Here is an 11,825-nt window from a genome sequence, read left to right on the forward strand (position 1 = left end):
CCGGACCGGCCCGGTCAGAAATAGGTTTCCGGGATGATCACGATGTCGCCCGGAAGGATGGGCACGTTGGCCTTGACCATGCCGTCCTTGAGCAGGTCGTCGAGGCGGACGCGGTAGCTCCGCTCTCCGCCGCCGAACTGGCGCACCAGCACCGCGCGGTTGCCATCGGCGAACTTGGTCAGCCCGCCGGCCGCGATCATGACGTCGAGCATCCGCATCCGCTGGCGATAGCGGATGGCCGTCGGCTTGACCGCCTCGCCCACCACCTGGACCTGCTGTTCGGAGGCGTCGGCGAAGCTGCTCAGCGTCACCGTCACCAGGGCGTCGGGCATGTAGGCGGTGAGGCTCTTCTTGATGTCGCGGGCGAGCTCCTCCGGCGTCTTGCCGGCCGCCACGACCTCCTGGAGCATCGGCATCGAGATCCGGCCGTCGGGACGCACCGGCGCGGTGGTGGAGAATTCCGGCGCCTGCCAGACCTCGACATGGATGGTGTCGAGCGGGCCGATGCGGTAGTCGGGAGCCCGCCCGCCCTGCTCCACCGTGAGCGGCGCCTCCTCCAGGGCCGCCGAGCCGCAGGCCGCCAGCAGCGGCGCCAGGGCGAGCAGCCCCGCCAGCGTCAGTGCCGGCCCCAGCCGGCGCCGGCCGGGTCCGGCCGGGGTGGGGCCGTTCGCAACGGGACAGTTCGGAACGGGGCAGCTCGGGCGCCGGGGCGCCGCGCGCCTGGCAAAGCGCTTGCCGGTGATCATGGTGCCAGTGATCATGGTGGTTGCCCTGGAAAATGCCCTTGGGACCCTGCCCTGGAAGATGACCGCGTCGGTCACGCGGGGCGCGGGGTGCCGATCGGTTGAGGCTAGCACCGCGCCTGCCGGACCGAAGCTCGGCAATCCTGAGGAAAGCCGGGCGCCGGAGGCCGCTTACCCATTGGGAGGTAGGGCTCCCCGTCTCATCCGCCGTCGGGTCGAGCACGGCATGCCTCCACCGGCGGGGGGCCGCTGGAATGCCGAATCCCGACGGTGCCGAACCTAGGCGGATCGCCTGAGCCCTCGGTTCTTTTCCTGAGTTGCCGGCCCGGTCGCTGCCGGACGAGGGTATCCATGGTTCCCGTGGCACTTGGACAGGACTTCCCGACCATGAACGAGCTGACGCCCCGTGCCGGGGCGATGCATCCCGGCGCGTCTCCTGTCGGGGGCGCGGTCCCGCGTCTCGCGAAGGCCCCGCCGACCGAGGGCGTCCCACCGCCGGGGAGCGGCCCGGCGGCCGGCCGGCGGGGAAGGATCATCCTGATCAACCGCTACTTCTACCCGGACCTGTCGGCGACCAGCCAGATGGTGAGCAGCCTCGCCTTCGAGCTGACGGCCCGGGGCTTCGCCGTGCATGCGATCGCCAGCCGCCAGCGCTACGACGATGCCGCCGCCGCGCTGCCCCGCCACGAAACCATCCGCGGCGTGACCATCCACCGCGTCGGCACCAGCAGCCTCGGCCGCGGCCGGCTGGGCCGGCGGGCGGTGGACTACGCGACCTTCCATCTCGCCGCCGCCGCCGCGGTGGTCTCGGACGCCCGTCCCGGCGACTGCGTGGTCGCCTGCACCGACCCGCCGATGCTGTCGGTGACCGTGCAGTCGGTGCTGCCGCCGGGCACGCTGCTGGTCAACTGGCTGCTCGACCTGTTCCCGGAAGTCGCCTTCTCCTTGCAGGTGAAGGGCGTCCTCGGCATCGCCCCGCTGCTGCGCCGCCTGCGCAACCGCTCGCTGGCCAAGGCGGCGAGGAACGTCGTGATCGGCGGGCGCATGGCGGCGCTGCTGACCGACCAGGGCATCAGCCCGAACGCCATCACGGTCATCCCCAACTGTTCGGACGGCAGCCTGGTGCGGCCGCTGCCGCGCGAGGCGGTGGCCCTGCGCCGCGAGTGGCGGCTGGGGAACCGCTTCGTCGTCGGCTATTCCGGCAACATGGGGCGGGCGCACGAGTTCGGCACGGTGATCGACGCGGCCGACCGGCTGCGGGGCGATCCCGGCATCCTGTTCCTGTTCGTCGGCGACGGCCACCGGCTGGCGGAGATCCGCCGCGCGGTGGCCGAGCGCAATCTGCCCAACGTCCTGTTCCGGCCACTGCAGTCCGAAGAGCGCCTGTGCGAGACGCTGGGCGCCATGGACGTCCATCTGGTGACGCTGCGCCCCGAGCTCGAGGGGCTGATCATCCCGAGCAAGATTTACGGCATCGCCGCCGCCGGACGGCCGGCGCTGTTCGTCGGCGACCGGCAGGGCGAGGTCGGCGCCATGCTGCACGACCATGATTTCGGCTCCGCCTTCGCCATCGGCGATGCCGACGGGCTGGCCGAAGCGATCCATCGGCTCAGCACGTCACCCACGCTGTGCCGGCGGCTCGGAGACAATGCGCGCCGCGCCTTCGACGAGCAGTTCGACCGCCGCCACGTGGTCGAGAAATGGCTGGCCCTGCTGGACGGCCTGCCGGCCGGCACCAGGGCGCCTCCGACCGGCCGAGCGATGAGGGACCGGGTGGCGGCGGAGAGGGCGGCGGCGGAGAGGGCGGTGGGGGGAGCGAAATGACCAAGACGGCACTGATCACCGGTGTCACCGGGCAGGACGGCGCCTATCTGGCCGAGCTGCTGCTCGCCAAGGGCTATCGGGTGCATGGGCTCAAGCGCCGCTCCTCGTCCTTCAACACCGGGCGGGTCGAGCACCTCTACCAGGACCCGCACGAGGCCGACCTGCGCTTCGTCCTGCATTACGGCGACCTCACCGACGCCACCAACCTGATCCGCCTGATGCAGGAGGTCCAACCCGACGAGGTCTACAATCTGGCGGCCCAGAGCCACGTCCAGGTCAGCTTCGAGACGCCGGAATACACCGGCAACGCCGACGGCCTCGGCACGCTGCGCCTGCTGGAAGCGATCCGCCTGCTCGGCATGACCGGGCGCTGCCGCTTCTACCAGGCCTCGACCTCGGAGCTCTACGGCAAGGTGCAGGAGACGCCGCAGCGCGAGACCACGCCGTTCTATCCGCGCAGCCCCTACGCCGCCGCCAAGCTCTACGCCTACTGGATCACGGTGAACTACCGCGAGGCCTACGGGATACACGCCTCCAACGGCATCCTGTTCAATCATGAGGGCCCGACCCGCGGCGAGACCTTCGTCACCCGCAAGATCACCCGCGCCGTCGCCGCCATCGAGCAGGGCCGGCAGGACAGGCTGTATCTCGGCAACCTCGACGCCAGGCGCGACTGGGGCCATGCCCGCGACTATGTCGAGGGGATGTGGCGCATGCTGCAGCAGGACGAGCCGGACGACTATGTGCTGGCCACCGGCGAGACCCATTCGGTGCGCGAGTTCGTCGAGCTGGCCTTCGCCCATGTCGGCCGCGCCATCGCCTGGCGCGGCATCGGCGTCGAGGAGGAGGGCGTCTGCCGGAAGACCGGCCGGACCCTGGTGCGCATCGACCCGCGCTATTTCCGCCCGACCGAGGTCGAGCTGCTGCTCGGCGACCCGTCCAAGGCGCGCGAGCGGCTCGGCTGGCGCCACCGCACCTCCTTCCGCCAGCTCGTCGCCGAGATGATGGCGGCCGACCTGCAATCCGAACAGACCGGAGGGCGTGCCTATGTCGATGCATGAGCTCATCTTCCCGCTCGAGGGCCGGCGGGTCTGGGTGGCGGGCCATCGCGGCATGGTCGGCTCCGCCGTCGTCCGCCGGCTGGCGCGTGAGGGCTGCGAGATCCTGACGGTGCCCCGCGCCGAACTCGACCTGCGCCGGCAGGACGATGTCGAGGCCTGGATGGCCCGGATGCGGCCGGAGGTGGTGGTGGCGGCGGCGGCGACGGTCGGCGGCATCCTGGCCAACGACACCCGGCCGGCGGAGTTCATCTACGACAACCTGGCGATCGGCACCAACCTGATCGAGGCGTCGAAGCGCAACGGCGTCGCCAAGCTGCTCTATCTCAGCTCGTCCTGCGTCTATCCCCGGCTGGCGCCGCAGCCCATCCCCGAAAGCGCCCTGCTGGGCGGGCCGCTGGAGCCGACCAATCAGTGGTACGCCATCGCCAAGATCGCCGGCATCCTGCTGTGCCAGGCCTACCGCCGGCACAACGGCTGCGACTTCATCGCGGCGATGCCGACCAACCTGTACGGCCCCGGCGACAATTTCGACCTCGCCTCCAGCCATGTCCTGCCCGCCCTGATGCGCAAGCTGCACGAGGCCAAGCTGGCCGGCCGCCGCACCGTCGAGGTCTGGGGCAGCGGCAGGCCGCTGCGCGAGTTCCTCCATGTCGACGACCTCGCCGACGGCCTCGTCTTCCTGCTCAACCGCTATTCGGGCGAGGAGCACGTGAATGTCGGTTCCGGCAGCGAGGTCGGTATCGCCGAGTTGGCCCGGCTGATCGCCGAGGTGGTCGGCTGGGACGGCGAGCTGGTGTTCGACGCCGGCAAGCCGGACGGCACGCCGCGCAAGCTGCTGGACAGCGGCAGGCTGACGGCGATGGGCTGGCGCCCGCACATCGACCTGCGCGCGGGGCTGCGCCAGACCTACCGCTGGTTCCTGGAGCAGGACATCGCCGCGGCCGGGACCGTCGCCGCCTGACGGGCGGCAGGAACCATCGCCGCCTGACGGTCGGCTCGCGAAGCCCCAAAAGCTCCCCCCTTTCCTGCTGCGGAGGACCTCCCATGATGCCGCGCGTTCTGGTCGCCCAGATCGGTGCCCGCATGCACTATGCGGTGCCCCGGATCCTGCAAGAGGCCGGTGCCCTCGAACGGTTCTTCACCGACATCTGCGTGACCGGCGACTGGGCCGACACGGTGGCGGCGCTGCCGCCGGACATCACGCCCCCCACCCTGCGCCGTCTGGCCATGCGCCGGCCCACCGCCGTCCCGGCGGCCAAGATCACCAGCTTCCCGCTGTTCGGGCTGACCTTCGGCTTTCGCCGCACCCGCGCGCGCAATGCGGGCGAGGCGGCACGGATGTATCTCGACGGCGGGCGGTCCTTCTGCCGCCGCGTCCTCCGCTGCGGCTTGGGCGGGGCCTCGATGGTCTATGCCTTCGATGGCGCCGCGCTGGAGCTGCTGCGCGAGGCCCGCCGCGCCGGGCTGACGACGGTGCTGGAACAGACGATCGCCTCGGTCCAGCTGCAGGACCGGCTGATGATCGAGCAGGCCGGCCGCTTCCCCGACTGGGAGGCACGGGTCCTGGACCGCAAGACGGCGGCCGCCTTGTGCGCGCATGAGCGTGCGGAGTGGGAGGCCGCCGACCTGATCGTCTGCGGCTCCGAGTTCGTCCGCCAGTCCGTCGCCGACTGCGGCGGTCCCGTCGAGCGCTGCGTCGTCGTCCCCTACGGCGTCGACGACCGCTTCATGCTGCCGGCGCGCGACCCGCGGCAGGGGCCGCTACGCGTGCTGAGCGTCGGAGAGGTCGGCCTGCGCAAGGGCTCGCCCCATGTGATCGAGGCGGCGCGCCGGCTTGCCGGCCGCGCCGAGTTCCGCATGGCCGGCCCCTGCGCGCTGCCGGCGCCGGTCGTCGCCGATACGTCGCCGAACCTGCAAATCCTCGGTCCGGTGCCGCGCGGCGACATCCTGCGCCATTATGCTTGGGCCGACGTCTTCCTGCTGCCCTCGATCTGCGAAGGCTCCGCCACCGCCGTCTACGAGGCGCTCGCCGCCGGGCTGCCGGTGGTCTGCACGCCCAACACGGGCAGCGTCGTCCAGGACGGCGTGCAGGGCTTCATCGTTCCCCCCGGCGACCCCGACGCGATCGTCACCGCCCTGGAAACCCTGGCGGACGACCCTGCCTGGCGGCGCGACATGGCCGAGCGGGCGAGGCTGCGGTTCCGGGAATACGACGTCGACGCCTATGGGATGCGGCTGGTCGCGGCATTGCACGCGGCGGCGAACGGCCTCATGCCCGCCTCGTCCTCCGCCGCCGGCGCCCCGGCGGCCGGTCCCGACGGCCCCTCCCCGTCACGGAAAGGCGGCGCGCATCCGGACGTCAAGGACCGGATCCCGATGCCGGCATCGCGATGAACATCTGCATGCTGACCGCATCGGTCTCCCCCATGGGCGGCGGCGTCTTCTTCGCGCTGCATGGGCTCGCCACGGCGCTTCACCAGCCTCCGGACCTGTCGGTCTCGGTCGTCGGCCTGTGCAACCGGCCCGACGATGGCGACCTGGCCGCCTGGCGGCCACTTCCCATCGCCGCCTGCGGGATTCGCGGTCCGAAATCCTGGGGTTATTCCGGCGGGCTGGCCCCCGCCCTGCGCAGCGCCCGGGCCGATCTCACCCATGTCCATGGCATGTGGATGTATCCGTCGCTCGCCAACCGGCTCCAGGCCCGCGGCGGCCGACCCTATGTGATCAGCCCGCATGGCATGCTCGACCCCTGGGCGGTGGCGAACGCGGGCTGGAAGAAAAAGATCGCGCTGCGGCTCTATGAGGGGGCCCATCTGAACGGGGCCGGCTGCCTGCATGCCCTGTGCGAGTCGGAGCTGCGGTCGCTCCGGGCCTTCGGGCAGAAGAACCCGGTCTGCGTCATTCCCAACGGCGTCGACCTCGCCGGCAACGAACCCGTTCACGACGGCAAGCCAGACTGGTTCGAGGCGGTCCCCCCGGGGGCCCGCACCCTGCTCTTCCTCGGCCGCCTCCATCCCAAGAAAAACCTGCCGGCGCTGCTGCGCGCCTGGGCGCTGCTGCGCCAGCGCAAGGTCCCCGGCGCTGGCGGTTGGCATCTGGTGATCGCCGGCTGGGACCAGAACGACCATCGCCACGACCTGGCGGTCCTCAGCGACGAGCTGGACATCGCCGGGTCCGTCACCTTCGCGGGTCCGCAATTCGGCGTCGGCAAACGGCTGAGCTACGGGGCGGCGGACGCCATGATCCTGCCCTCGCTCAGCGAAGGCTTCCCCATGGCCGTGCTGGAGGCCTGGTGCGCCGGCCTTCCGGTGCTGATGACGCCGGAATGCAACATGCCCATCGGCTTCGAGGCCGGGGCGGCGCTCGAGATCGCCACCGACCCGGCCTCGATCGCCGACGGCCTGGCGGACTTCCTCACGCTCGACGATGGGCAGCGCCGGGCCATCGGCCGGCGTGGCCGCCGGCTCGTCGAGGAGCGCTTCACCTGGCCCAAGGTGGCCGCCGAGATGAGCGCGGTGTACCGCTGGCTGGTCGGCGGCGGAGAACGGCCGGGCTGCGTCCTGCCGTGATGCGCCTGGCGGCGGGGCCGCGCGGCCCCGTCAGCTTCTCGGAAAGATGCGGCGTCAAGAAGATCGACCGTAGGAGGCCGTGTGATCAGGCATCGCCATTCCGAACTCGACGCGCTGCGCGGCTTGGCTGCGTTGAGCGTCGTCCTCCGGCATCTCCTCAACGTCTTTCCACGGGACACCTATCCACTGGCCGACCTGCTCGTGAAGGCGCCGACACGCATCTTGTTCGCCGGGCACGAAGCCGTGCTGCTGTTCTTCCTGCTCAGCGGTTTCGTGCTGGCCGCGTCGATCCTGTCGAGCAGGCTCGACTATCCGGCCTTCCTGCGCAGGCGCTTGTGCCGCATCTACCCGCCCTATGCCGCCGCCGTCGGACTCGCCGCGCTCGGCGCCATCTGCTTCGGCGGGCCGAGGGACGGCGTGAGCACCTGGTTCGCGATGACCTGGAACGAGCCCGTCACGCCTGCGATGCTGAGCGAGCAGCTGCTGCTCGTCGGCCGGTTCGACACCGCCCAACTCAACACGGCCTTCTGGTCGCTCGTCTACGAGATGCGGATCTCCCTCATTTTCCCGCTCCTGCTGCTGTTCACGGTTCATGCCCCGGCTTGGGCCGTGGCCGTGGCCGCGGCAGGTGCGACCACCGCCGCCGCAGGCACCTCCCCCTATGAGGCAGACTGGCTGCCGACCCTGCACTATGCCGGCATCTTCGCCGCCGGGGCGGTGATGGTCCGAACCCTGGACAGCCTGCAAGCCGCATATGAAGCGATCGGCGGGCGCAGCCGTGCCATTCTGAGCCTTGCCGCCTTGGCCCTCGTGCTGTACGGCTACGGGCCGCCGTCGGTGCGGGCGCATTTTGGATTCTTCACGGATTGGTTCGTGGTCGCCGGCGATGCCTGGCTGATCATGGCGGCGCTGTCGAGCCGGCGTTTCGGGAGCGCCCTCCGCCTGCCTGCGATCCAGTACCTGGGCAGGGTCTCGTACAGCCTGTATCTCGTCCACGCGACGGTGCTGTTCTCGCTCGTTCACCTGCTGCCCCTGTGGGGTGCGGCGCTGCTCTATCTCCCGCTCACCTTCGGCGTCACCGCCATCTTCCACCGTCTGGTGGAGGCGCCTTCGATCCAGCTCTCCAAGCAGGCCTGGAGACGGGCAGCCAAGGCCGAGGCATGATGCCGGTGCCGGGAGGGTCACCGAATGGCCGATCCCGGGTTTCGAAGGGCCGGGGGCTTGCCTGTCCGGTCGAGGCACTCGATGCGAAGCGGGAGAGGGAGCCGATGGTCCTGTGGCGCGTCCCGGTGGTGACGGCTGAGCGCACCGAGTCCGTCGGCAACAACGGCGTCGCCGACACGCTGAGCGGCAGAGCGGGGGCCGACCTGTTCGTCTTCGCAAGCGGCAGCGGCAGGGACGTGATCACCGACTTCCAGGCCGCCGAGGGCGACCGGCTGCGGCTGGCCGACGGCCAGGGCTACAGCCTGCGCGGCGACGGTGCCGGCAACGTGGTGATCGTCTTCTCCTCCGAGGACGAGGTGGTGCTGCGCGGCATCACCCAAGCCCAGGCCCAGGCCCAGGTCCAGGCCGGTTGGTTCGTCACCGGATAAGGTCCGGTTTTCGAAATCCTGTGACGCGTTTGGCAATGAAAATGAAGAAGACGGCAGCGGTGATGAGCAGGGCGAGTAAGATGCGGCCGAGCCTCCCCTGCCGTCGGTTCAGACGTTTTCTCGCCAGAATCCAAGCGCAACCGGGATCGACGACACACCGGTTCTTGCCGAGCCCGGCGCCGTGCAGCTCGCCCAGCCGGGAAGACGGGACGGGATCGGGCATGGGGCCGGTGGAAAGCAACTGGCGTCTGGCGCCGCCGGCGATCATGCACTGAAAGCCCGGCGTGGGTCCCGGATCGGGCCGGAGCGCCCGAGGGTAGTCGGAGCAAAACGGTCTGCGGGCTTCCGGGACCAGAGCAGGACCGGATAGACAAAAATCGAGAGATGGACCCATATGTTCAAGATGAAGTGGGTATGATGCGTGATCGCCAGCATGCCTGGCGTCAGGAGCAGCATGTAGAGAAACTGTCCCGGGATGGACCGCTGCATCGCTGCGCAGTAAAGCCGCTTCAACACCAGGCCGATGAGAAAGAATTTGATCGCGCCAAAATACCAGAATGAGCCGAACCCGTCGGCCATGCCGGTTTCGGTGCTGCCGGTCGCCGGCGCATGGGCGGTGAACGCATAGGGATTCCTGATCGGGATGAACAGCAGATCCTTGAACTCGGTGCCGGTGACCTGGGCCGGGATATAGTTGAACACCAGGGTGTTCCAGTGGAACGCGCCGAAATCCAGGATCATGTTCTCGTCGATGGCATTGATCTTGTAGACCGCGTTGAGCATCTCCGGGCCGCCGTTGGCCAGCAGATCCTTGAGGTTGCCGACGAAGTCGATCTGCATCACCCGGTCGAGGCTCGGCCCCTCCTCGGCCTTGGCGACCTTGCGATAGTCGCCGGTGCTGTTCATCACCAGCGTTCCGACGAGCACCGCCGCCAGAGCGAGCGCCCGCGGCACCGTCCGCCCCCGTTCGAACCAATAGCTCAGCAGGATGATCAGGACGAATTCGGAGGTGTCTCCCCGCCGCCCGGCGAAGATGATCCGCTCCAGATAGAACATCGCCCCGAACAGGGCGATCACCAGCGCCAAGCGCGACCCGGTCCGTACGAAGCAGATCGTCGCCAAGGTGAAGCCGTATCCGAGCATCTTGGCAAAAAAATTATAGGCGACCGGCAATCCGGTCGGCAGGCTGAGATCCCTGACCTCCACGGGCAGGTGGCTGATCTTGAAGTAGAAGAACGCGCCGGCCGCCGACAGCGCCGCAGCGGCGGTGATCAGGCGCTGTTCGCTCATCTCGTAGGCGAAGGCGCGCATCGGCCGGTTGGTGACGGCCCAGCCCAGCCAGAGCATCACCGCGCAGGACAGCGTCACCACCATGGTCTTGGCAAAAGCGCCTTCCGGAAGATACGGGTCGCCGGCCAGCCCGGGCAACTGCGGCAGGACGAAGCTGAAGAACATCGCCCCGGCGAAGAACGGGTATTCGTAGATGCGCCCCTTGCGGCCCAGCACCGTCACCAGCAGGGCAAAGGTGAGGGCCGCCAGGGCGAGGAGCAGGATCCAGTTGATCGTTTCCATCCCCGGCCTCCTTCAGCACCGGTTCACGCCGGGCAGACGGTAGAGGAACGTCTTGAGGTATTCCTGCCTGACATGCTCGCCGTCGGGCTGCCAGCCCAGGATCTCCCCCGGGATCTCACGGGCCGGTGGCGGTCCGGCGCTTGGCGCCATCATCACCACCATGTCCCGGGCGCTCCGCTCGAAGCAGCGCAGCGCCCGTGCCGTGTGCCACCAGGAGGTCACGACGATGACGCTGCGCGCACCGAGCGCACGCAGGATCTGGCTGGAAAAGGCGGCGTTCTCGGCGGTGTTGCCGGAGCGGCACTCGACCAGGATGGCGTCCGGGGCGACGCCGCCGGCGCGCAGCCGGGCCGCCGCCTCCCGGCAGTCGCCGTCGCCGCTGACGATGACGCGTGGCGCCAGCCCAGCGCGGTAGAGCGCGGCGGCCCGATCCGGCCGCCCTTCGGCCTCGCCGCCGAGGACGACGATGGCGTCGGCCGGATTGAGCGGCGTCCGCACGGTGAGGAGATGGCGCGCCCCCACATGCAGTCCGACATAGACCGCCACCAACAGCAGGGCACCCGAAATCGACAGGAGCAGGAAGCGCCACGGCGAGGTTCGCCGGGCACGGTTCGACGGCGGAAGGGTGGTCACACCGAGAGCCCCCGCTCGCGCCGCTCGATCTCCATGACCTTCAGCTCGATCATGTATTCGTAGATCGCCAGCATCCGGCAGTAGGTGTAGCCCTGCCAGCCATCGAGGAAGCCGAGCCGCAGCAGGTACATGTAGACGAAGCGCAGCAGCGACCGGCAGGGCAGCCGGAAACTCAGCTCCTTCAGCAGCCGGCGGCGCGCCACGGCGTTGCCGGCCAGGGCGCGCCAGTCGAGGGGCGACCCGCGCAGGCTGCGCAGGGATTCGATCGCCTCCTGCTGGGAGTAGCGGTTGTGCTTGTCGAACCAGGCCTGGAGGCCGTTGTTGAAGGAGTAGTGGTGGAAATGGCCGTCCAGACGCCCCTCCTCACCGTCGACCACGGCGACCGGGTTGACGATGCGTTCGAAGCGGACCTTGTCCGGCTGGTAGAAGCGCAGGACCCAGACCGGGTAGATGCCGCAATGGCGCAGCCAGCGGCCGCAGAAGAAGTTGCGGTAGCGCAGCCGGTAGGCGACCGGCGCCAGCGCCGGATCGCCGGCGATGCGCAGCAGCTCGTCGCGCAGCTCCGGCGTGACGATCTCGTCGGCGTCGGAGTAGTAGACCCACTTGTTCTTGAACGGGATCTCCTTCGATGCCCAGTTCTGGTGCGAGGACCAGGTATCGAACCGGCGCTGGACCACCCGCGCGCCGAACGACCTGGCGATCTCCACCGTGCGGTCCGAACTGAACGAGTCGAGCACGACGATGTCGTCGCTCCACCTGACCGCCTCGAGGCAGGCCGGGAGGTTGCGCTCCTCGTTCAGGGTCAGGATGAGTACGGAAACGCCCATGCTT

At 69.4% G+C, this 11,825-nt stretch carries 12 protein-coding genes; 7 read left to right on the top strand and 5 right to left on the bottom strand.

The window, feature by feature from the left end:
* Positions 1-14: 14 nt before the first annotated feature.
* Positions 15-761, bottom strand: coding sequence for an XrtA/PEP-CTERM system exopolysaccharide export protein (locus J2850_RS17695; RefSeq protein WP_246513176.1), 747 nt, complete (start codon positions 759-761; stop codon positions 15-17).
* Positions 762-1,130: 369 nt separating this feature from the next.
* Between J2850_RS17695 and J2850_RS17700 the strand changes: the two genes are divergently transcribed.
* From J2850_RS17700 to J2850_RS17730, 7 genes are all read left to right on the top strand, one after another.
* On the top strand, positions 1,131-2,567 hold the full coding sequence (locus J2850_RS17700) for a glycosyltransferase family 4 protein (RefSeq protein WP_209984011.1): 1,437 nt from the start codon (positions 1,131-1,133) through the stop codon (positions 2,565-2,567).
* Positions 2,564-3,628, top strand: a complete 1,065-nt coding sequence (gene gmd, locus J2850_RS17705; RefSeq protein ID WP_209984013.1) for a GDP-mannose 4,6-dehydratase — start codon at positions 2,564-2,566, stop codon at positions 3,626-3,628. The genes J2850_RS17700 and gmd overlap by 4 nt, the downstream gene beginning before the upstream one ends.
* Positions 3,615-4,589 (top strand): GDP-L-fucose synthase family protein, encoded by a 975-nt coding sequence (locus J2850_RS17710; RefSeq protein ID WP_370878966.1) that lies wholly within the window; start codon positions 3,615-3,617, stop codon positions 4,587-4,589. The genes gmd and J2850_RS17710 overlap by 14 nt, the downstream gene beginning before the upstream one ends.
* An 83-nt stretch (positions 4,590-4,672) precedes the next feature.
* Positions 4,673-6,022, top strand: a complete 1,350-nt coding sequence (locus J2850_RS17715; RefSeq protein ID WP_209984014.1) for a glycosyltransferase family 4 protein — start codon at positions 4,673-4,675, stop codon at positions 6,020-6,022.
* Positions 6,023-6,030: 8 nt separating this feature from the next.
* The gene (locus J2850_RS17720; protein WP_209984017.1) at positions 6,031-7,197 is read left to right on the top strand and encodes a glycosyltransferase; all 1,167 of its coding nucleotides are present in this window, start codon (positions 6,031-6,033) and stop codon (positions 7,195-7,197) included.
* Positions 7,198-7,278: 81 nt separating this feature from the next.
* Positions 7,279-8,361: an acyltransferase family protein gene (locus J2850_RS17725; protein WP_209984019.1), complete on the top strand. Its 1,083-nt coding sequence runs from the start codon at positions 7,279-7,281 to the stop codon at positions 8,359-8,361.
* A gap of 104 nt (positions 8,362-8,465) precedes the next feature.
* The gene (locus J2850_RS17730) at positions 8,466-8,789 is read left to right on the top strand and encodes a hypothetical protein (protein ID WP_209984021.1); all 324 of its coding nucleotides are present in this window, start codon (positions 8,466-8,468) and stop codon (positions 8,787-8,789) included.
* Here the strand turns inward: J2850_RS17730 and J2850_RS17735 are convergent.
* The 4 genes from J2850_RS17735 to J2850_RS17750 all read right to left on the bottom strand — a co-directional run bounded on the left by J2850_RS17735 (position 8,779) and on the right by J2850_RS17750 (position 11,821).
* Positions 8,779-9,057 (bottom strand): hypothetical protein, encoded by a 279-nt coding sequence (locus tag J2850_RS17735; RefSeq protein ID WP_209984022.1) that lies wholly within the window; start codon positions 9,055-9,057, stop codon positions 8,779-8,781. The genes J2850_RS17730 and J2850_RS17735 overlap by 11 nt on opposite strands.
* Complete coding sequence (locus J2850_RS17740) at positions 9,054-10,295, bottom strand: hypothetical protein (RefSeq protein WP_209984024.1); 1,242 nt, start codon at positions 10,293-10,295, stop codon at positions 9,054-9,056. Before J2850_RS17740 ends, J2850_RS17735 begins: the two co-directional genes overlap by 4 nt.
* A 78-nt stretch (positions 10,296-10,373) precedes the next feature.
* On the bottom strand, positions 10,374-10,994 hold the full coding sequence (locus J2850_RS17745) for a YdcF family protein (RefSeq protein ID WP_209984026.1): 621 nt from the start codon (positions 10,992-10,994) through the stop codon (positions 10,374-10,376).
* Positions 10,991-11,821, bottom strand: coding sequence for a glycosyltransferase family 2 protein (locus J2850_RS17750; protein ID WP_209984028.1), 831 nt, complete (start codon positions 11,819-11,821; stop codon positions 10,991-10,993). Before J2850_RS17750 ends, J2850_RS17745 begins: the two co-directional genes overlap by 4 nt.
* Positions 11,822-11,825: the final 4 nt, after the last annotated feature.

This window comes from Azospirillum picis (assembly GCF_017876115.1).
GTDB lineage: Bacteria > Pseudomonadota > Alphaproteobacteria > Azospirillales > Azospirillaceae > Azospirillum > Azospirillum picis.

What these genes read in the sequence shown, in the direction of transcription:
- J2850_RS17695 (WP_246513176.1), bottom strand. Translation starts at nt 761, where the DNA reads ATGATCACTGGCACCATGATCACCGGCAAGCGCTTTGCCAGGCGCGCG.
- J2850_RS17700 (WP_209984011.1), top strand. Translation starts at nt 1,131, where the DNA reads ATGAACGAGCTGACGCCCCGTGCCGGGGCGATGCATCCCGGCGCGTCT.
- gmd (WP_209984013.1), top strand. Translation starts at nt 2,564, where the DNA reads ATGACCAAGACGGCACTGATCACCGGTGTCACCGGGCAGGACGGCGCC.
- J2850_RS17710 (WP_370878966.1), top strand. Translation starts at nt 3,615, where the DNA reads ATGTCGATGCATGAGCTCATCTTCCCGCTCGAGGGCCGGCGGGTCTGG.
- J2850_RS17715 (WP_209984014.1), top strand. Translation starts at nt 4,673, where the DNA reads ATGATGCCGCGCGTTCTGGTCGCCCAGATCGGTGCCCGCATGCACTAT.
- J2850_RS17720 (WP_209984017.1), top strand. Translation starts at nt 6,031, where the DNA reads ATGCTGACCGCATCGGTCTCCCCCATGGGCGGCGGCGTCTTCTTCGCG.
- J2850_RS17730 (WP_209984021.1), top strand. Translation starts at nt 8,466, where the DNA reads ATGGTCCTGTGGCGCGTCCCGGTGGTGACGGCTGAGCGCACCGAGTCC.
- J2850_RS17735 (WP_209984022.1), bottom strand. Translation starts at nt 9,057, where the DNA reads ATGATCGCCGGCGGCGCCAGACGCCAGTTGCTTTCCACCGGCCCCATG.
- J2850_RS17750 (WP_209984028.1), bottom strand. Translation starts at nt 11,821, where the DNA reads ATGGGCGTTTCCGTACTCATCCTGACCCTGAACGAGGAGCGCAACCTC.